Raw genomic sequence first — 20,302 nt, forward strand, 5'->3', positions numbered from 1 at the left:
TGCTGCGGCGGGCGGCCCTGCCGCCTGCCCCCTGAGAAGGAGACGGCCATGACTTCGCTTCGCTTCCGCAACAATCTGATCCAGATCGCCTTCCTGTCGCTGCTTGTCCTGCTGGCTGTGAGCTTTGTCGTGATCGCCGGGCGCAATATGGCGGCGCAGGGGATCACCTCGGGCTTTGGCTTTCTGGAACGCGCCACCGGCTGGGATGTCGGTTTCTCGTTGCTGCCCTTCAGCATTCGCGACCCCTATTGGTGGACCCTGCTGATCGGCTTTCTGAACACGCTGTTTGTGGGATATTTCTCGATCATCTTCGCGACACTGGTGGGTCTGGTCGTGGCAATGATGCGGATTTCGGGGAACCCGGTGCTCAATCTTGTGTCACTGGGCTATGTCGAATTGATCCGCAACATTCCGCCCATCTTGCAGGTGCTGGCCTGGTATGGGGTATTCTCGGCACTGCCCGCTCCGAAACAGGCGATCCAGCTGGGCGACAGCATCTTCCTCAGCGCGCGCGGATTGTTCGTGCCGGTGCTGAACGTCCATCCCTGGGCCTTGCTGGCGATCTCGCTGGTGGTGCTGGTCATGGTCGGGCTGCTGTGCTGGGTTGCCTTCGGGCGTCGATTCCTGTTCCGGCCCCGCAGCGTCAGGCTGAAGATGCAGGGGGCCACGGTGATCGGCGCAATGCTGGCGGTCGCGGCCATCATTCTGGTGTCGCGCATCCCCGACATGCCGCTGTTGTCTGTCCCCGAACTCAAGGGGTTCAATTTCCGGGGCGGGATCTCGGTCTCGCCGGAACTGGCCACCATTCTTGTCGCCACGACGATCTATGGATCGGCCTATGTCGCCGAGATCGTGCGCGGCGGCTTTCTGTCGGTGCCGGAAGGTCAGATCGAGGCGGGCCGCGCCCTGGGCATGCCGCCCTGGAAGATCTTTGCCTGCATCCAGCTGCCGATCACCATTCGAAACGTGATCCCGATGATGACCAATTTCTACGTCTGGCTGATCAAGGCCACGACGCTGGGGATCGCCATCGGCTTCAGCGATCTGTTCATGGTTGTCGCTTCGGCCATCAACCAGTCGGGGCAGACCATCGAACTGATCATCATTCTTGCCGCATCATTCTGGCTGCTGAACGGAGTCATCGTGGCCGGAATGAACCGGATAGACGCCCGCCTGCGGGTCAAGCGCTGAGGACGCCATGGCTGATATTGCTGATATTCCCCATTCTTCCGCGGCGCTGGCCGTGTCCGATCATCCCGTGATGCGCTTTGTGTCCCATATGCGAAAACATCCGGTGCAGGGGCTGATTTCCCTCGGTGTCCTGATGCTGCTGGGCTGGGTCGCGCTGCGGCTGGGCGATTGGGCGATCCTGCATGCCGTGTGGAATTCGCCTGACGGCCAGTTGTGCCGGGCCGAGGACGCCGGGGCCTGCTGGGCGGTGATCCGCGAACGCTGGCGGATCATCATCTTCGGCCTGTATCCCTATGAAGAGCAGTGGCGCTCGGCGCTGGCCTGTCTGTTGCTGTTCGTCACCGGGGTCCTGTCCTGCATGCCCCGTTTCTGGCATGCACGCCGGCTTGGCCCGCTGTGGATCGTTGCTTTCACCGGTTTTGCCACCCTGATGTGGGGCGGAGTGGCCGGCATGCCCTATATCCCGACGCGGGAATGGGGTGGTCTGGCGCTGACGCTGTTTGTCTTTGCCTCGGTCGTTCTTCTGACCATGCCGACGGCGCTGGTGCTGTTGCTGTTGCGTCAGTCGCCCCTGCCTCTGGTGCGCCGCCCGACACAGTTCATCATTGATGCGGTGCGTTCCCTGCCATTGCTGGTGGTGATGTTTGTCGCCGGAGTCCTGCTGCCCTTTGGCCTGCCGGATTTCATGGTCGGAGAGAAGCTGTTCCGGGTGATTGCCGGGTTCACGCTCTATGTGTCCTGCTACCAGGCCGAGATTCTGCGCGGCGGCATCCAGTCCCTGCCCAAGGGTCAGGACGAGGCCGGCAAGGCTCTGGGCCTGAGCTGGTGGCAGCGGATGCGGATGGTGGTTCTGCCGCAGGCCTTCAAGGTGACGCTGCCGGCCACGATCAACCAGATCGTCATCATCTTTCTGGAAACCCCCCTGATCGTGGTGATCGGTTTCTTCGACGTGCTGGCATCGGGGGCTGCGGCCTTCGGGACGGCGGAATGGGGTATCGCCTCGGTCGAGGTCTATCTGTTCATCGGGGCGATCTTCTTCGCCTTTTCCTTCAGTCTTTCACGCTATGGCGCATTCCTCGAGGCGCGCCTTGCCCGCAGCAGCCGGAGATAATCCCATGTCAGATCAAATCGCGGTCAATGTCACCGGATTGAACAAGTATTACGGCACCTTCCACGCCCTGAAAGAGATCAACATCAGTATCTCCGAGGGCGAGCGCATCGTGGTCTGCGGTCCCTCGGGGTCGGGCAAATCGACGCTGATCCGCTGCATCAACCAGCTGGAGGTTCACCAGGCCGGGCGCATCGAGGTGCTGGGCCGGGAAATGAACGCGGATTCACGCGATATCGACCAGTTGCGCAGCGAAGTCGGCATGGTGTTCCAGCATTTCAATCTGTTCCCGCATATGACCGTGCTGGAGAACTGCATGCTGGCGCCTTCGCTGGTCAGAAAGACGGATCGCGCGGCGGCCGAGGCGGATGCACGCCATTTTCTTGAGAAGGTGCATATTCCTCATCAGGCGGACAAATATCCCGAACAGCTGTCGGGCGGGCAGCAGCAGCGGGTGGCCATCGCCCGCGCCCTTTGCATGCGCCCCAAGATCCTGCTGTTTGACGAGCCGACCTCGGCGCTGGACCCCGAGATGGTCTCCGAGGTTCTGGATGTGATGATCGAACTGGCCAGCGAGGGCATCACCATGGTCTGCGTGACCCATGAGATGGGCTTTGCGCGCAAGGTGGCCGACCGGGTCGTGTTCATGGATGGCGGGGAAATCATCGAAAGCGCGTCCCCCGAGCAGTTCTTCCAGAACCCGCAAAGCGGTCGCGCGCGCGACTTCCTGGAACAGGTTCTGGTGCATTAGCCCGAAGCTGCAAGGCCAGATGCCGTCGCGACATGGGGGCGGGCCTGCGGGTCGGGGAGTGCGATGTCCCGTTTCCGCGCCGGGCGAGGCCATCGCCCGACGCATGAGCAGATCGTTCGGGGCTGGCAGCCGGGGGCCAGCCCCTTTCACCTGTCCGGGAATACGGCTCAGGCAGAGCTGCGGGACAACAGGCTGGAGGGACGCGCCCGCGCCAGACCCGAGGTCAGAAGCCCCGCGACAATTGCCTTGACGATATCTCCGGGCACGAAGGCAAGGGTCAGCGCCGCAGCCTCGGGCAGGCTCTTGTTCAGGACGATCGCCATGCCTGCGGCCCCGAAGGCATAAAGCACCAGGATGCCCCCGATGATCGAGGCCACCGATGCGACCAGGGCCACGGGTGCGCCGCGCCATTTTTCCATGATCAGGCCGGTGACAAAGGCCGCCGGCACCCAGCCCACCAGAAAGCCCGCGGTCGGCCCGACGAAAACACCCAGCCCGCCACGCGCCCCCGCCAGCACCGGCAAGCCAAGCGCGACGATCAGCAGCAGCAGCAGGATGGCCATGGCGCCCCGCCTTGCGCCCAGAATGGTGCCACACAGCATGACCCCAAGGGTCTGGGCGGTGATCGGCACGCCGAAACCCAGCGAAATCTTGGGCAAAAGCCCCAGAACCGCGATGACCGCCGCAAACAGCGCCACATGGGCGACTGATTTTTCCATGATCTACTCCTTTTCAAGATTCCCCAGGCCGCCGCGCGCGCGCAGGGCCGTGCCGACATTGTCGGCATCGTCCAATGCCAATAGGGCCAGCGGTGCAATGACCCGCCAGCGGGCACGTCTTGGCGAGCGTGCCGCCCAGCTTTCCGTCAGTTGATGCCCCTTGTCCGACAGCACCGGAACCATGCGGATCACCAGCGCAACGCCGATCTCCAGCGCTTTCATGTTCAGGCCCAGGCGGGTCAACGGCCGCACGATCCGGCGGATCACCGCCATCATGTCGGTCAGCCGCGTCGTCATGGTCACCAGATTGGCCAGCCCCACCGCGCTGATCATGCGCAACACGATCACCAGCCCCTGGTCCAGATCGCGCGTCACGAGATGCCAGATCAGGATCATCACGACAAAGGGCCAAAGCACCCGCAGCCGCGACAGTCCGGCCCGGAAGAACCGCAGGCCCGGCGCAAGATACAGCCCCAATGTTCCCGCGCAGGCCGCCAGTTGAAACCAGAGGTCCGAAACCATCGCAAGGATGGCGGTCGCCACCAGCAGAAGCCCCAGCTTCAGCGCTGCGGGCAGATCATGGGCGCGGGTTCTAACGGGTGAGGTCAGAGATATCATCGCTCTCTCCCAGCCGGGTCATCTCGGCAAGATAGCTGGCCATGACCTCGGGGCCGTTCCCCTGCTGCACGATCCGGCCCTTTTCCAGCCAGATCACCGTCTCGCAGCCGTCCAGATCCTGCGGGTCATGGGAAATATGAATGACTGCGCCCGGGAACAGTTGCAGATAACGGCGCAATTGTGCCCGCGTCGGCATGTCAAGTCCGGCAAAGGGCTCATCCAGGATCAGAACCCGGGGCGCCATGGCCATGATGGACATCAGGCAGACCAGATGTTTCTGTCCCTGTGACAGGGTCGAAATCGCCACTTCGGCCCAATCCGACTTGTGAAAGCTGGTCAGGGTCGCGCGGGCATCACGCTCGGCATCGCGGCTGGAACGGCCCAGTTGGGTCAGCCCGAAGGCGATCTCTTCCAGCACCGTGGGAAAGATGATCTGGTGATCGGGGTTCTGGAACAGGATGCCCACGGTCCGCAGCGCGGCGCGACGGTCGGCATACATATCCGCGCCGTTCAGCCTCGCGCGACCGTCGGTCGGCCGGATCAGCCCGGCCAGCACCCGCGCCAGCGTGGACTTGCCCGAGCCATTGCGCCCGACCACCCCCATGCGCCGGATGCCAAGGTCCAGGTTCAGCCCGGTCAGAACCTCGCGCCCCTCGCGCCGCAGGGTAACGCCCTCCAGGGTCACCCGCATCGGTCGGGCGTTCTCGGTCATTGCGGCCGTGGTGTGCTTTGCTTGCATCGTCATTCAGCGTTTCGCCTGCCTTCCATGTGAACGGGGCCCCCGCGGGGCGATGCCGGGCGGGATCAGCAAGCCAAGTAGCAGCACCATCCGCATATAGGAACTGGGCTGGACAAGTTTCATGCCGATCCCGGCCCCGGGATTTCCGCCGGGCGGGCGGCCTGCCGATGTGACCGGCCGGTTTCGCCCATGTCCCGCACGGCAAAAGTCGCTTGGGCAGGGATGCATGGTTGTTGCAAGATGCCTTGAAAGGAGCGGGCAGATGCCAGACAAGACACCGCCGCAGGACCATGAAGAATTGATCCGCCTGATTCATGATCGCCATGACGCGATGAGCCGGGCATATCAGCGGATCGGCCTCTTCCTGACCCAGAATCCGCATGATGTCGCCGTGCTCACGGCAAGTGCCATGGCCAAACGCTGCGGCCTTCATGCGTCGAGCCTTGTCAGATTCGCCCAGTCACTGGGATACAGGGGGTTCAAGGATCTGCAGCTGCTGTTCCAGAAACATCTGGCCGCCACGGTGCCGGGCTTCGTGACAAGGGTTGCCGCGCTTGAGGACGCCTTTCCGACGTCACCAGGGCATCCGCAAGAGGGTTTCTTGCGCGATCAGGTTCTTCGCGACATCGCCTCGCTGCAACTGCTGCTGGAAGACATCGACGGCCCGGGCATGGCTCTGGCGGCAGAGATGCTGGTTCAGGCCGAGGTCATCCATCTGATCGGACAGCTGCACGGCAGACCTGTCGTGGACCTGTTGCGCCAAGAGCTGATCATGCTGGGCAAGCGTTGCGTGCTGCTTGATGGCGGCGGGGGATTGGCCGGTTGCATGGCCCAGACGATCGGTCACAAGGATGTTCTTCTGGCGGTCTCGTTGCAAAGCCCTGCCAGCGAACTGGCAGAGATCGTGCAAGAGGCAGGCCGGAAAGGCCGCGCGATCATCGCCATCACGGATGGCAGCCTGTCGCCGCTGGGAAAATGGGCGCGGGTCATCTTCCCGGTGCCCTCGCGTGATGCAAGGTTCCCCCATGCGCTGGCCGCGCCGATATGCCTGACGCAAGCATTGGCCGCCGCCGTCGCCGCCCGGATGCAGAATGATGCCCGGACCGGGACCTTCCGGGCGTGACCTGACCTCCAGGCGCCGTCATCTCGTCATGCCGCGTCGTGACATGGGCCGCTCTGCCGGGGCGGTCTGGCCGGGTCGGGCATGAAGGAACGTAGGCAAACGGGCCCCGCAAGGGCCCGCCGCGATGATCTGTCGCGATGATCCGCCGGGCGCGTCACCGGATGTCGCGGGCGCGTTCCTCTGCCAGTTCCTCGGTCGCCTTGGTGACGGCGGCCTGCATGGCGTCAAAGATCTCCTGCCCGCCCTGCACATTCGCGGTGAACCATTCATAGACCGGCTGCGCCGCCTCGGCGAAGGCCTGTTTTTCTTCGGGGCTGGGCACATAGAGATCGCCGCCACCCGCGACGAATTCCTCGTAGGCCGGGATGGATTTGCGCTTGGGCGCGGCAAAGGTCGCCTGCTGAAGCTGGTAGAAACCATCGACCACGACACGGCGCATGTCTTCGGGCATGGCCATGAACTTGTCGTTCGACATCCACCACAAGGCGCCCATATAGGCGTGGCCGTCCAAGGTCAGATATTGCAGCCCGGCCTCGGGGAATTTCATCGACATGATATCGGTGATGCCATTCTTGGTGCCCTCGACCACCCCGGTCTGCAGCGAGGTGAACAGTTCCGGCCAGGGAATCGGCGTCGGGGCCGCTTCCAGCGTGCTGACCAGTTCTTGCGGCAGATCGGCCACCACGGTGCGGATCTTCATGCCCTTCAGATCCTCGGGGCGCTGCACGCGGCGCTTGGTATTGGCAAAGTTGCGCCAGCCGCCGGTATTGCCAATGGTCATCAGCCGGATCGTGCCGCCGGAATCCTCCAGCGCCATGTCGCGCATGGTCCGGGTAAAGTCGCCCGACAGCACCTTTTCCGCCACGCGGTCATCCTGCATCACATAGGGAAGGTCCAGGACCTGCACATAGGGAAACAGCCCTGCCGCCCCGCCCGAGGTCGAGATATAGACGTCGATCGAACCCTCGGCGACGCCCTGCAGGCATTCCGCCCCGTTCGAGCACAGCTGCGTGCCCATGTAGATCTCGACCTCGATGGCGCCATTCGAGGCGCTTTCGACATAGGATTTGAAGACCTGCAGCCCGTCATAATCCTCGTCACTCTCGTTCGAATTGGCGACCGCGCGAATGGTGTATTCCTGCGCCATCGCAGGCAGGGCAAGCGCGGCCGTCATGGTCAGCGTCGCCGCCAATGTTGTCATCTTCTTGAGCATCGTATCCTCCCAGTGGCTCGGATGAAAATCAGTCCGCGAAACCGGCCAGACGCGGAATCGTCATGGAGATCGCGGGGAAATAGGTAATCAGAAAGATCACGAGGATCTCGACAGCAAGGAATGGCAGGATGGCACGGGAAATGGTCGTCACCCGTTCCTGCGACACGGCCGAGGCCACGAAGAGCACCAGGCCCATCGGCGGCGTGGCCAGGCCGACGGTCAGGTTCACGCACATGATGATGGCGAAATGCACGCTGTCCACGCCCATGTCGGCAAAGACCGGTCCCAGGATCGGGCCAAGGATGATGATCGCGGGGCCGGCGTCCAGGAACATTCCCACCACGAACAGCAGCAGGTTGATCAGGAACAGCATCAGCAGCGGATTGTCCGTCAGCATCAGAATGAATTCGGCCATCATCTGCGGCGCATGTGACAGTGAAACCACGGTCTTGAAGGACATCGCCGCCCCCACCAGCAGCAGCACCACCGCCGAGGTCAGCCCGGCGCGGCCCAGCACCTCGGGCAGTTCGGAGAAACGCAGGCTTCTCAGCACGAACAGGCTGATGAACAGCGCATAGAAGACGGCAACGGCCGCAGCCTCGGTCGGGGTGAAGACGCCCGCCAGAATGCCCCCCAGGATGATCACCGGTGTCATCAGCGGAAAGAAGGCCTTCAGGCTGGCCTGTCCCCGCTCTTTCCAGCCATATCTGCGCGAGGCGACCGGAAAATCATAGCGATCGGCCATGAATTTGATCAGCAGCATCAGCCCGACCCCGACCAGAATGCCCGGCACCAGACCGGCCAGAAACAGCGCCGCGACGCTTTCGCCCATCACATAGGCATAGATGATCATGATTCCCGAGGGCGGAATGATCGGCCCGATGACCGAGCTTGCGGCCGTGATGGCGGCTGCAAAGCGGCGGGTATAGCCCTGTTTCTCCATCGCCGGGATCAGCATCGAGCCAAGCGCCGAGGTATCGGCCACGGCCGAGCCCGACAGCCCGGCAAAGAGCATCGAGGACAAGACGTTCACATGCGCCAGCCCGCCGCGCAGATGCCCCATGAAGGCCTGGCTGAATTCGACCAGCCGATGGGTGATGCCGCCGCGATTCATGATCTCGCCCGCCAGCATGAAGAAGGGAATGGCCATCAGCGGGAAACTGTCCATGCCGTTGTAAAGGTTCCGGTAAAGCAGCGTCAGGTCGCGCTCTTGCCCGTTCAGGAACAGCAGGATTCCCGGCGCGGCCAGCAGGCCGAAGAACACCGGCAGGCCGATCATCAGGAAGACAAGGAACAGGGGAAGAAACCAGATCAACATCACTCACTGCCTCCGGTCCGGGGCTCGGCGTTCAGCGCCAGTCCATGAAGGCCGCACAAGACGGCCAGATTGCGCAGGATCAGCTCGATATTGACCAGCAGCAGCAACAGGAAGCCGACCAGCAGCGACGCCATCATCCAGCTGCGGGGCAGGCGATACCATGCGCTGAAATCCCAGGCGGTCGGCACGAAAAGCGAGGCCGAGGCAAAGCGCCCGCCAATGCCGGTGACTTCGCTCCAGCCCAGTTTCAGGGCCACGGCCAGCACGATCAGGCTGAGCGACAGCAGCACAAGGTTCAACAGGCTGCCCAGCCATTGCGGCAGCATGGTGGGCAGGATGTCGATGGCAACGAACCCCCCGCGCCGAAAGGCCGTCGGGGCCATCAGCCCGGTCATCCACAACATGCAGAAGCGCGCGGCTTCATCCGGCCAGGGCAGCGCATTGTTCAGCAGGTAGCGGCAGAACACCTGCACCAGCGTGACCGCGACCATGACCGCGATGGCGAAGATGCCGATGCCATAGCCGATCTTCAGCAATCGTTCATTCACCCATGACAGGCAGCGGATCGGCCCGTGCAACATGAACATTTTTCTTCCCCCTCCACTGCAGGCGCGACCGCCCCCTCCTCGGGGCGGGATGGCGCGGTCAGTTATATTGTATCCGCGCCATTCGACCTCCGAAAAAGGCCAGCGGATCGCCCTGTTGCATGGTGGCGCGCAGCACCTCGCCCAGAACGATGGCATGGTCGCCCGCGTCATGGCGCGCGTAACGACGACAATCAAAGCGGGCAAGGCATTGTTCCAGCACCGGCACGCCGTGATCGTTCTGCGCCAGCCTGCGGTCCTTCAGGGCGGCGCCATTGCGCGCGACCGCCCATGCCAGTTCATGCTGATCGGCCGACAGCACGTGAATCGCGTAATGTTCGGCCTCGGCGAACAATGCAAAGCGGCTGGAATGACGCGCCGGAGACCACAGCACCAGCGGCGGGTTCATCGAGACCGAGGAAAAGCTGTTGGCGGTGATCGCCGCACAGCCGGATGGACCCTGCGCGGTCACGATGGTCACGCCGGTTGCGAACATGCCAAAGGCGTCGCGCAGAACCCGGCCATTTTCCGGGTCGGGCACGAAACTGCGGGGTTGAGCGACTTGCATCAGGCCACCTCGCGGCCCAGGGCCGCCTCGTAAAGCTGGAACCATTGCACGCGGGTCATGTCGACCTTGCAGGCATCGGAAATGCCGGCGATCCGGGGCAGGGAGTTCGTGCCCAGAACCGGCAGTATCCGGGCCGGGTGGCGCAGCAGGAAGGCCACCGCAATGGCGGCACGGTCGACACCGAATTCCGCGGCCATCGCGTCCATGCGCCGGGTCAGTTCGCTGTCCTCGCGCATCAGGCTTCCCCCGCCGAGGGGCGACCATGCCATGACCGGATCGTTGCGGCGCTGGTGAAAGGCCAGATCGCCATCGCTGAAAGGTTCGATGCGGGCCAGCGACAGCTCGATCTGGTTCGTGGCCAGCGGCGTCTGCATGGCGCTTTGCAGCAATTCGACATCATGGGGGCGGAAATTGGACACGCCGACGGCCCGGATCTTGCCCGATTTGACCAGCCCGTCCAGCGCCGCGCCCGTTTCGCGGTGATCCATCAGCGGATCGGGGCGGTGGATCAGCAGCAGGTCGATATGATCGGTGCCCAGATCGCGCAGCGAATTTTCGACCGAGGCGGTGATATGGGCCGCCGTGGTGTCGTAATGCTTGCAGGCGACATCCGCATATTTGCCGCAGGGTGCGACAATCCCGCATTTGGTCACCAGTTCGACCCGCTGGCGCAGTCCCGGATCGGCTTTCAGCGCCTGGCCGAGGATCGATTCAGCGGTATAATCGCCATAGATGTCGGCCTGATCCAGCGTGGTGATGCCCTGCGCCAGAACCGCATCGATCTTGGCGCGGACATGGGCCACCGATGTATCGGCATCGTCGCCGATGCGCCACATGCCATAGACGAGGCGCGAGAAGCTCAGGTCTTCGGAAATGCTGACCCGTTCGACTGGAAAATCCCTGCGAGTATCCATCAACGACGCTCTCCTGCTCCAAGCGGGGTCTGCGGCATGCTGTCGGGCACGCGGCCCCAGACCCGGTTCAACTGACAAGTCTTCATCTGCGGCAGAACCCGGCTGCCGAAATGTTCTGCCTCATCGATATGGGGATAGCCCGACAGGATAAAGGCACGGATTCCCATATTCCGCAGTTCTTCCAGTTTGCTCAGAACCTGGTCGGTCGAGCCGACAATGGCCGCCCCGCAGCCCGAGCGCGCACGGCCGACACCGGTCCAGAGATTGGGTTCGATATAGCCTTCCAGATCGGCCAGCTCGCGGTTGCGGGCCTGATGGCTGACACCCAGGCTGCCCGCGTCGAGCGCGCGTTCGCGAATCGCGCGGCCCAGGTCGTCATCCAGCTTGCTGGCGATATGGCGGGCATATTCGCGGGCCTCGGCCTCGGTATCGCGGACGATCACATGGGCGCGGAAACCGTAATCCAGCGTGCGGCCGTATTTCTCGGCGGCGGCATGGGCGGCCTGCATCCGCGCGGCGATATCCTCGGTCTTTTCCGGCCACATCAGATAGACATCGCAATGCTGTCCACACAGATCCAGGGCGTCGGGGGAATAGCCGCCAAAATACAGCATCGGCCCGCCCTGCTGGTAGGGTTTGGCCGGATCGGTGGTCAGACCCGAGAAATTGTAAACCTGTCCCTGATAGTCGATCTGATCGCGATTCCATGCCTGTTTCAGGATTTCGACCACCTCGCGCGAACGCTGGTAGCGATAGGCGCTGTCGGCCTTTTCGCCCGGAAAGTCGGACGAGATGATATTCACCGTCAGCCGCCCCTGCAGCATGTGATCCAGCGTCGCGATGGTGCGCGCCAGCATGATCGGCTGCATCTCGCCGCAGCGCACGGCGGCCAGCAGGTTGATGCTTTCGGTGATCGGCGCGCAGCCTGCCACGAAGCTGAGCGTATCCTGCCCGACCTGATAGGATGACGGGCACAGGATATTGCCGAAACCCTGTGCTTCGGCGGTCTTCACGATATCGGAACAATGTTTCCAGGACGAGCGCAGGTCACCGTCCGGCACGCCCAGGAACTGATAGTCATCCGAACAGAGCGCCGAGAACCAGGCGACCTCCACTGCATCCAGATCCGCGGATGTCACGGGAACAACCGTCATGCTTTCCTCCCTCAGGATCGCTGAAATTTCTACTTTACTAGCTCTCGATTTGATGTAGATCAATGGTGTATCAATTTCGTTCCCCAGCAAAGCGGAGGATGGGCGGGGCCATGCAGAACATGCGTCGCAACAGCGGCAACAGGCCCGATGCGTTGCCGATCTACATGCAGATCTGTGAATTGCTGATTCGGGATATCGCCGCAGGTCGGCTGGTCGATGGCCAGAAACTGCCGCCCGAGCGCGACTTTGCCAAAGCCCATGGCACGACCGTGCGGACCCTGCGCAAAGCCCTGTCGATGCTGGAAGAAAAGGGCCTGCTGGAGCGGCGGCAGGGGTCGGGAAACTATGTTCGCGCCGCCGGTCAGGTCGAATCGGTCTATTCGATGCTGCGCCTTGAACTGGCGCAGGGCGGGGGCGGATTGCCGACGGCGGATATCCTGTCAGTCGATTACCTGCCCAAGGATTCCGCCCAGCCAGGTTATGGCACATCCGACCATGGCACCCGCTTTCGCCGGCTGCGCTATCTGGACGATCAGATCGTCGCCATCGAGGAAATCTGGCTGGATGGCGGCGCCGGTCGCGTGGCGCGCGAAATGGTGCAGGATTCGCTTTACCTGACCTATCGGCGCGTCCTGAACCTGTGGATCACCCGTGCCGAGGACCGTGTCGGAATCGGCAAGGTCCCCGGCTGGACCCCCGATGCCTTTCCGCTGCCCGAAGGCAGCATCACCGCCTATATCGAACGGCTTGCCTGGGGGCAGGACGTCGCGGCGGTCGAATTTTCACGCACCTGGTATGACACCGAAAAGGCGCTCTACGTGCAGCGCCTGACCTGATGAGGGAAGGACCCCATGACGACCGAAACGCTTCTGCGCAGTGAGACCCGGACCATCACCTATGGCATCATCGGCTGCGGCATGATGGGACAGGAGCATCTGCGCAATATCGCACTGCTCGGGAACACCACCGTCGGCGCGATCTTCGAGCCGGATGCAGAGATGCGGGCGCGTGCCGCGCAATTTGCCCCGAAGGCGTGCTTTGTCGACAGCATCGAGGCACTGCTGGATGTGCCCGACCTCGACTGTCTGCTGATCGTCAGTCCCAATTACCGCCATGTCGAACAGTTGCAGGCCATCGCCGGCAAGCGGCCCCTGCCTGTGCTGGTGGAAAAGCCGCTTTTCACCGACCCCGAACATGCCCGCGCGATCGATGCCTTTGCGGCCAGCTATCCGGCGCCGGTCTGGGTGGCGATGGAATATCGCTATATGCCGCCCGTCGCCAAGCTGCTGGAAGAGGCCGGGGCCGCGACCGGCGGCATCAAGATGCTGACCATCCGCGAGAACCGTTTCCCCTTTCTGGAGAAGGTCGGCGACTGGAACCGCTTCAACCGCTATACGGGCGGCACCTTCGTCGAGAAATGCTGCCACTTCTTCGATCTGATGCGTCTGGCGCTGAAATCCGATCCCCTGCGTGTCATGGCAATGGGCGGACAGGCGGTGAACCATCTGGACGAAACCTATGGCGGCGAAAGGCCGGACATTCTGGACCATGGCTATGTTCTGGTCGATTTCGAGAACGGCGCCAAGGCGATGCTGGAACTGTGCATGTTCGCCGAGGGCGCGCGCTATCAAGAGGAAATTTCGGCCATTGGCCCCAAGGGAAAGATCGAGGCCCTGGTGCCCGGCCCGACGCGTTTCTGGCCATCCCATCTGGGTGCCCCCCCCGTGGCACAGGTCATCCGGTCTCCGCGCAATCCAAAGGGGCCGGAAGTGCAGGAAATTCCCGTCGATCCGACCATTCTGGAAGCCGGGGATCACAATGGTTCCACTTTCTACCAGCATCGCGGTTTTCTGGAACTGGTGCGCGGCGAACGCAGCGCGCCCGATGTGTCGCTGCTTGATGGGAAATGGGCGGTGCTGATGGGGCTGGCGGCACAGCGTTCCATGGCCGAGCGGCGCGCGGTCGAACTGAGCGAACTGACTGGCACCGACTGACTGGCACCGACTGACGGGAAACGGAAAGGACATTGTGCAGCGCGGCCCGGGATCGACAGCCCATGCCCGGGTCTGCCTGCGGATTGCGCATTCCTGATCGCGACCCGACCCAAGGAAAATATACTCCTCTACTATCAGTGGACCCTATCAATATGTCGGAGCTCTTTCCCAGCGAGACAGGGCGCAGTGGCCACAATCACCGGAACGAATGATGACGACACCCTGACCGGTGCCGGTGCCGCCGATGATCTGTCTGGCCTGGCTGGGGACAATCTGCATCCGTCACCCAAATGCATCTGGTGTTTGATTCCCATCAGATCATTTTCGCCAACGGGCGCCCGGTCGAGAGTTTCTACCCCGGCCCGCAGGCGCTCAAGGCATTGGACGCCGAGGCATTCGAGGAGTTCAGGCTGATATTCCCCGAGCTGGTCGATGGGGCAGAACATGGGCGCATTCTCCGCGCCGGCCAAACATTCGCCATGGTCACAAAACGTCACTTTCGTGCTGTCAATCAGCAGGGTCAACGACTCTCCGAGTGGGGATAGGGTAATGGCACGTCGATCCGCGCCTCTGATGGCAGCGGAAACAGCCTGGCAATCCGGTGGCAATTGGCACGACCTCGCGTGACCATCGGTCAGGATGTGGCTGCGGGTTTCATCTGTCGCCAGGCGTCGGGCGAGATGCCTTCCCGACTGCGGAACACCTTGCCGAAATGTGACGCATCGCAAAAGCCGGTCGCCGCGGCGATATGGGTCACCGAATGGTCGGTGCTGGCCAGCATACGGCGCGCGGCCTTCATTCGCAGCGCTATTCCGGCCTCGGCTGGCGAAAGCTGCAATGCGTGGTTGAAGTGACGCTCCAGCTTGCGTCGGCTGACGGCCAGCAGCCTTGACATCTGATCGACCTTCAAGGGCGTCGCCATGTTCTGCTGCATCAGATGCAGGGCCCTCTTGACCAGCTTGTCCGTGGTGGTGAACTCGAGCGGCAGGCCGGGTTGCGGGTTTTCGCCCGTCTGCGCCTCATCGATGATCATGATGTTCAGGCTCTTGCGCGCTGCGGCCTGACCGACGTGACGGTCGACCAGGAATGCCGCCAGATGTGCGGAACTTGCCCCGCCAGAACAGGTCAGACGATCACGGTCGACGACGAAGATCTGGTCCGATACGGGGATCAGCCCCTCGAACTGTTCAAGAAAATCATCGTGATGGAACCAGCTGACACAGCAGCGATAGCCCTCCATCAGTCCTGCCTTGTGCAGGATGAAGGCCCCCGTGCAGACCCCGACCAGCGGAACATTGGCCTGCGCCGCGCGCTGCAGATAGGTGATGTAGGCGGGGTTGAGGTTCTGGATCGCGGGGATCAGCCCACCCACCACGACGACATAATCGAACTCGCGCGGGTCGCCCAGGCGTTCGTCGGGCTGCACCGGGATGCCACAGCTTGAGGCCACCGGATTCATGGTTGCCGAGATGACACGCCAGGAACAGCGGATCGGACGCGAGCGGTCGCCCTCATCCGCCGCCAGCCGAAGGACATCCACGAAATTCGCAAAAGCCGACAGGGTGAAGCGCCGCGCCAGGATCAGGCCAACCTTCAGGACGGGTTTCTGCTGCATTCCGAAGATCCGTTTTCATGGGCGTGACGCAATCATCATAGATTTGTGACGTAATGATGCAATCCGTTTCAGGGCAGATACCGCAGCTTGGCTCCTGTTGCTTCCTTCCACATCCGAGGCCCGGCCCATGACGCATTTTTCCGCCTTTTCGCTGCTCAAGAACGCGTTGAGTGGTCACAAGAACTGGCCAGAGCAATGGCCTGACAAACAGCCCAGGGCCGAATATGACGTCATCATCGTCGGCGCAGGTGGTCACGGTCTGGGCGCGGCATATTACCTTGCCAAGGAACATGGCATCACCAATGTCGCGGTGATCGAGAAGGGCTGGCTTGGCGGCGGCAATACCGGGCGCAATACGACCATCATCCGGTCGAACTATCTTTACGATGAAAGCGCGCGTCTGTTCGACCACGCTCTGGATCTTTGGGAGGACCTGAGCACCGAACTGAACTACAACGTCATGTATTCCAAGCGCGGCGTGATGATGCTGGCCCATAACGTGCATGATGTTCAAAGCTTTCAGCGCCACATCCACGCCAATCGCCTGAACGGCGTCGACAACCGCTGGTTGACGGCGAAAGAGGCCAAGGCCTATTGCCCGCCGCTGAATATCTCGCCCGATGCGCGCTATCCGGTCCTGGGGGCGGCCCTTCAGCAGCGCGCCGGCACCGCTCGCCATGATGCCGTTGCCTGGGGCTATGCGCGGGCGGCGGCCAAACGCGGCGTGGACATCATCCAGAACTGTCCCGTCATCGCGATCCGGCGCGGGGTGGATGGCTCGGTCGAGGGCGTCGATACCGCCAAGGGCTTCATCAAGGCCAGAAAGGTCGCTGTTTCGGCCGCGGGTCACACCAGCGTCGTGATGGACAGCGCCGGCGTGCGGATGCCGCTGGAAAGCTATCCTCTTCAGGCGCTGGTCTCCGAGCCGGTCAAGCCGGTCTTTCCCTGTGTGGTGATGTCGAACACCGTGCATGCCTATATCAGCCAGTCCGACAAGGGAGAGTTGGTCATCGGGTCGGGCACCGACCAATATACCAGCTATTCCCAGCGGGGCGGCCTGCCCCTGATCGAACATACCGTCGCCGCGATCTGCGAAGTCTTTCCGATATTCAACCGCATGCGCATGCTGCGCAAATGGGGTGGCATCGTCGATGTGACGCCGGACCGCTCGGCCATTCTGGGCAAGACGCCGGTCAAAGGGCTCTACGTCAACTGTGGCTGGGGCACGGGCGGCTTCAAGGCGACGCCGGGTGCCGCCCATACGCTGGCCTGGACCGTGGCCAGGGATGAACCGCATCCGATCAATGCGCCCTTCACGCTGGAACGCTTTACCACTGGCCGCCTGATCGACGAAGCCGCCGCCGCCGCCGTGGCGCATTGAGGGAGAAACCGACATGCTATTGATCCATTGCCCCTATTGCGACGCCACGCTGCCCGAACTGGAGTTCGCCTATGCCGGCGAGGCGCATATCGCCCGCCCCGCCGATCCGTCGAAACTGAGCGACGAGGAATGGCGCGACTTCCTGTTCATCCGCAGCAACGTCAAGGGCGTTCACGCCGAACGCTGGCGCCATGTCCACGGCTGTGGACGCTTTTTCAACGCGCTGCGCGACACCGTGAGCGACCGTTTCCTGATCACCTACAGGGCAGGCGAGGCCCGCCCCGACATGACCGAACTGGAGGCCGCAGAGTGAACGATTTTCGCGTATCAGGCCGGGGCCGCGTCAATCGCGCCAAGCCGGTAAGCTTCAGCTTTGACGGCACGACCTATCAGGGCTTCGAAGGCGACACGGTTGCCTCGGCGCTGCTGGCCAACGGGGTGCATCTGATGGGCCGCAGCTTCAAATATCACCGTCCGCGCGGTGTGGTCACCGCAGGCTCCGAAGAGCCCAATGCGCTGCTGGGCACAACGCGGGGCAAGGGCCGGTTCGAACCCAACACCCGCGCCACCATGCAAGAGATCTATCCCGGGCTGATCACCGAGAGCCAGAACAAATGGCCCAGCCTGAAATTCGATCTGGGGGCGATCAACGACCGGCTCTACATGCTGTTTTCGGCAGGTTTCTACTACAAGACCTTCATGTGGCCGCGCAGCTTCTGGGACAGGGTCTATGAACCGATGATCCGCAAGGCCGCGGGATTGGGCAAGGCCCCGTCCGAGGCCGACCCGGACATCTATGCCAGCCGCTACATGCATTGCGACGTGCTGATTGTCGGCGCGGGTCCGTCGGGGATCGCCTCGGCGCTGACTGCGGGGCGCGCGGGGTCCAGGGTGGTCCTGGTGGACGAAAATCCCGAGATGGGCGGAACGCTTCTGTCAGAGCCTTCGGTTTCCATCGACGGTCAGACGGCCTGGGACTGGCTGGCCGGAGCCCTGGCCGAACTTGACGCCATGCCCAACGTGCGCCGCATGACGCGCACCACGGCAATGGGCTATTATCACCAGAACATGATCGGTCTGGTGCAGAAGCTGACCGACCATATGGCCGAGGTGACACCGGGTGCGCCGCGCGAAAGAATGTGGCGGTTGCGCGCCAGAGAGGTCGTGCTTGCCCAGGGGGCCATCGAAAGGCCCATGGTCTTTGACGGCAACGATTGTCCCGGCGTGATGATGGCCGGGGCCGCGCAGACCTTCCTCAACCGATTTGGCGTGCTGGTGGGCAAGAAGCCCGTCGTTCTGACCAGCCATGACAGCGCCTGGTACGCGGCATTCGACATGGCCGATGCCGGCGCGGATGTCGTGGCGATCGTGGACACCCGTTCCGAGGTCAGCGCAGAGCTGATGCAACAGGCGAGGTCCCGTGGAATCGAAACCCTGCCGGGACATAGCGCGACGGGCACGAAGGGGCGTCTGCGGGTCAAGGCCCTGCGGGTCAATCCGGTCAGGAACGGCAAGCCGGGCGCCGGTCGCCTGCTGTCCTGCGACGCGGTGCTGGTCTGCGGTGGCTGGACGCCTTCATTGCATCTGTTCTCGCATACCAAGGGCTCGCTTGATTGGGACGCCGAGGCCGGGGCCTATCTGCCCGGACGGAAAACCGAGGATGTGCATATCGCCGGTGCCGGACGCGGTCTGTGGGGCATTGCCGCCGCGCTTGAGGATGGCACCAGGGCCGGCGCCGAGGCGGTTCGATCTCTGGGCGGCAATATCGGCGCGGCGACCTATCAGGTCGGTGGCGACCGCATTGGCACCGGCATCACACAGAAAGAACTGCCCACCGACCGCAGCCCCGGAAAGGCCAAGGCCTTCGTCGATTTCCAGAACGACGTGACGGCCAAGGACATCCGGCTGGCCGTGCGCGAGGGCATGAAATCCATCGAACATGTCAAGCGCTATACCACCAACGGCATGGCGACCGACCAGGGCAAGCTGTCCAATATGAACGGGTTGACCATTGCCGCGGATGCGCTTGGCAAGGAGGCTCCGCAGGTCGGTCTGACGACATTTCGTCCGCCCTATACACCGACCACCTTTGGCGCCTTCGCGGGCTATCACAAGGGCGCGCATTTCGAGGTGACGCGCAAGACCCCGATCGACGCCTGGGCCGAGGAACATGGTGCCGAATTCGAGCCGGTCGCCCTGTGGCGACGGGCGTGGTATTTCCCCAAAGCTGGCGAGGACATGCATCAGGCCGTGGCGCGTGAATGCAGATCGACGCGCCAGAGCTTGGGCATTTTCGATGCCTCGACCCTGGGCAAGATCGAGGTTGCAGGTCCCGACGCGACCGAGTTCATGAACCGCATGTATACCAACCCCTGGACCAAGCTGGGCATCGGGCGGGCCCGCTATGGCCTGCTGCTGGGCGAGGATGGCTTCATCCGCGATGACGGCGTCATCGGCCGGATGCGCGACGACCTGTTCCATGTGACCACCACGACTGGCGGCGCGGCACGGGTGCTGAACATGATGGAGGACTATCTTCAGACCGAATGGCCCGATCTGAAGGTCTGGCTGACCTCGACCACCGAGGAATGGGCAACCATCGCGTTGAATGGTCCCAATGCGCGCAAGCTGCTGCAGCCCTTTGTCGAGGGCGCGGATATCTCGGCCGATGCCATGCCCCATATGTCGGTTGTGGAATGCAGGGTTGCGGGCTTTCCCTCGCGTCTCTTCAGGCTCAGCTTCACCGGCGAACTGGGGTTCGAGATCAACGTGCCTGCCCGTCACGGCAGGGAGCTTTGGGAAAAGCTGTGGCAGGCGGGGCAGCAATACGACATCTGCGCCTATGGCACCGAAACCATGCATGTTCTGCGGGCCGAAAAGGGCTTTATCATCGTCGGCCAGGATACTGACGGCACGGTCACGCCGCAGGATGCGGGAATGGACTGGGCCATTGGCAAGAAAAAGCCGGATTTCGTGGGCAAACGTTCGCTTGCCCGCCCCGATATCGTGGCACCGGGACGCAAGCAGCTTGTTGGTCTGCTGACCGAGGACCCGGGAACCGTGCTGACCGAGGGCGCGCAGATCGTGGATGATCCCCATCAGCCCAAGCCGATGAAGATGATCGGCCATGTCACCTCCTCTTATTGGTCTGAAACGCTGGGGCGTTCGATCGCCATGGCGGTGATCGAAGGCGGTTTCGACCGGATGGAGGAAACCCTGCATATTCCCACCGAGGACGGCGGCGTGGTGGCGGCAAAGGTCACCGGAACCCAGTTGTACGATCCCGCGGGCGAACGCCTGAAGGTCGAATGA

At 62.7% G+C, this 20,302-nt stretch carries 20 protein-coding genes; 10 read left to right on the forward strand and 10 right to left on the reverse strand.

Annotated features, from left to right (window positions below):
* The first annotated feature begins 48 nt into the window (after nt 1-48).
* From JHW44_RS14365 to JHW44_RS14375, 3 genes are read left to right on the forward strand one after another with little or no spacing between them, the layout of a single operon-like run.
* Entirely contained in the window at nt 49-1,191 is a 1,143-nt protein-coding gene (locus JHW44_RS14365) for an ABC transporter permease subunit (RefSeq protein ID WP_089345157.1), read from the forward strand.
* A gap of 7 nt (nt 1,192-1,198) precedes the next feature.
* Nucleotides 1,199-2,302, forward strand: a complete 1,104-nt coding sequence (locus JHW44_RS14370; protein WP_089345156.1) for an amino acid ABC transporter permease — start codon at nt 1,199-1,201, stop codon at nt 2,300-2,302.
* A gap of 4 nt (nt 2,303-2,306) precedes the next feature.
* Entirely contained in the window at nt 2,307-3,050 is a 744-nt protein-coding gene (locus JHW44_RS14375; RefSeq protein WP_218822588.1) for an amino acid ABC transporter ATP-binding protein, read from the forward strand.
* Between the two features lie 167 nt (nt 3,051-3,217).
* On the opposite strand, the gene JHW44_RS14380 is transcribed toward JHW44_RS14375, so the two are convergent.
* The 3 genes from JHW44_RS14380 to JHW44_RS14390 are packed head-to-tail and all read right to left on the reverse strand — an operon-like array spanning nt 3,218 to nt 5,132.
* The gene (locus tag JHW44_RS14380) at nt 3,218-3,769 is read right to left on the reverse strand and encodes a biotin transporter BioY (RefSeq protein WP_089345154.1); all 552 of its coding nucleotides are present in this window, start codon (nt 3,767-3,769) and stop codon (nt 3,218-3,220) included.
* Between the two features lie 3 nt (nt 3,770-3,772).
* Nucleotides 3,773-4,387 (reverse strand): CbiQ family ECF transporter T component, encoded by a 615-nt coding sequence (locus tag JHW44_RS14385; protein ID WP_089345153.1) that lies wholly within the window; start codon nt 4,385-4,387, stop codon nt 3,773-3,775.
* Complete coding sequence (locus JHW44_RS14390; RefSeq protein WP_245847275.1) at nt 4,362-5,132, reverse strand: energy-coupling factor ABC transporter ATP-binding protein; 771 nt, start codon at nt 5,130-5,132, stop codon at nt 4,362-4,364. The genes JHW44_RS14385 and JHW44_RS14390 overlap by 26 nt, the downstream gene beginning before the upstream one ends.
* Nucleotides 5,133-5,388: 256 nt before the next feature.
* Between JHW44_RS14390 and JHW44_RS14395 the strand changes: the two genes are divergently transcribed.
* Complete coding sequence (locus JHW44_RS14395; protein WP_089345151.1) at nt 5,389-6,249, forward strand: MurR/RpiR family transcriptional regulator; 861 nt, start codon at nt 5,389-5,391, stop codon at nt 6,247-6,249.
* Nucleotides 6,250-6,403: 154 nt separating this feature from the next.
* On the opposite strand, the gene JHW44_RS14400 is transcribed toward JHW44_RS14395, so the two are convergent.
* The 6 genes from JHW44_RS14400 to JHW44_RS14425 are packed head-to-tail and all read right to left on the reverse strand — an operon-like array spanning nt 6,404 to nt 12,000.
* A complete protein-coding gene (locus tag JHW44_RS14400; protein ID WP_089345150.1) occupies nt 6,404-7,462 on the reverse strand; it encodes a TRAP transporter substrate-binding protein in 1,059 nt (352 codons plus the stop codon).
* A 28-nt stretch (nt 7,463-7,490) separates the two neighbouring features.
* Nucleotides 7,491-8,780 carry a TRAP transporter large permease gene (locus tag JHW44_RS14405; RefSeq protein WP_089345149.1) on the reverse strand — a complete coding sequence of 430 codons (1,290 nt, stop codon included), beginning with the start codon at nt 8,778-8,780 and terminating at the stop codon, nt 7,491-7,493.
* Nucleotides 8,780-9,367, reverse strand: coding sequence for a TRAP transporter small permease (locus JHW44_RS14410; RefSeq protein ID WP_089345148.1), 588 nt, complete (start codon nt 9,365-9,367; stop codon nt 8,780-8,782). Before JHW44_RS14410 ends, JHW44_RS14405 begins: the two co-directional genes overlap by 1 nt.
* A gap of 58 nt (nt 9,368-9,425) precedes the next feature.
* Nucleotides 9,426-9,932, reverse strand: coding sequence for a flavin reductase family protein (locus JHW44_RS14415; RefSeq protein WP_089345147.1), 507 nt, complete (start codon nt 9,930-9,932; stop codon nt 9,426-9,428).
* Entirely contained in the window at nt 9,932-10,846 is a 915-nt protein-coding gene (locus JHW44_RS14420) for an aldo/keto reductase (protein ID WP_089345146.1), read from the reverse strand. Before JHW44_RS14420 ends, JHW44_RS14415 begins: the two co-directional genes overlap by 1 nt.
* Nucleotides 10,846-12,000, reverse strand: a complete 1,155-nt coding sequence (locus tag JHW44_RS14425; RefSeq protein ID WP_089345145.1) for an LLM class flavin-dependent oxidoreductase — start codon at nt 11,998-12,000, stop codon at nt 10,846-10,848. The genes JHW44_RS14420 and JHW44_RS14425 overlap by 1 nt, the downstream gene beginning before the upstream one ends.
* Before the next feature lie 119 nt (nt 12,001-12,119).
* Here JHW44_RS14425 and JHW44_RS14430 point away from each other — a divergent pair, with 119 nt between their 5' ends.
* The 3 genes from JHW44_RS14430 (at nt 12,120) to JHW44_RS14440 (ending at nt 14,539) form a co-directional block, all read left to right on the forward strand.
* A complete protein-coding gene (locus tag JHW44_RS14430) occupies nt 12,120-12,836 on the forward strand; it encodes a GntR family transcriptional regulator (RefSeq protein WP_089345207.1) in 717 nt (238 codons plus the stop codon).
* Between the two features lie 15 nt (nt 12,837-12,851).
* Entirely contained in the window at nt 12,852-13,994 is a 1,143-nt protein-coding gene (locus tag JHW44_RS14435; protein ID WP_089345144.1) for a Gfo/Idh/MocA family protein, read from the forward strand.
* A gap of 299 nt (nt 13,995-14,293) precedes the next feature.
* Nucleotides 14,294-14,539 (forward strand): hypothetical protein, encoded by a 246-nt coding sequence (locus tag JHW44_RS14440; protein ID WP_272850330.1) that lies wholly within the window; start codon nt 14,294-14,296, stop codon nt 14,537-14,539.
* Between the two features lie 89 nt (nt 14,540-14,628).
* On the opposite strand, the gene JHW44_RS14445 is transcribed toward JHW44_RS14440, so the two are convergent.
* Complete coding sequence (locus JHW44_RS14445; protein WP_089345142.1) at nt 14,629-15,609, reverse strand: GlxA family transcriptional regulator; 981 nt, start codon at nt 15,607-15,609, stop codon at nt 14,629-14,631.
* A gap of 127 nt (nt 15,610-15,736) precedes the next feature.
* Between JHW44_RS14445 and JHW44_RS14450 the strand changes: the two genes are divergently transcribed.
* The 3 genes from JHW44_RS14450 to JHW44_RS14460 are packed head-to-tail and all read left to right on the forward strand — an operon-like array spanning nt 15,737 to nt 20,302.
* Complete coding sequence (locus tag JHW44_RS14450; protein ID WP_089345141.1) at nt 15,737-16,990, forward strand: sarcosine oxidase subunit beta family protein; 1,254 nt, start codon at nt 15,737-15,739, stop codon at nt 16,988-16,990.
* 13 nt (nt 16,991-17,003) lie between these two features.
* Entirely contained in the window at nt 17,004-17,303 is a 300-nt protein-coding gene (locus JHW44_RS14455; RefSeq protein ID WP_089345140.1) for a sarcosine oxidase subunit delta, read from the forward strand.
* On the forward strand, nt 17,300-20,302 hold the full coding sequence (locus JHW44_RS14460) for a sarcosine oxidase subunit alpha (RefSeq protein ID WP_089345139.1): 3,003 nt from the start codon (nt 17,300-17,302) through the stop codon (nt 20,300-20,302). The genes JHW44_RS14455 and JHW44_RS14460 overlap by 4 nt, the downstream gene beginning before the upstream one ends.

It is taken from the genome of Paracoccus seriniphilus, assembly GCF_028553745.1.
GTDB classification, from domain to species: domain Bacteria; phylum Pseudomonadota; class Alphaproteobacteria; order Rhodobacterales; family Rhodobacteraceae; genus Paracoccus; species Paracoccus seriniphilus.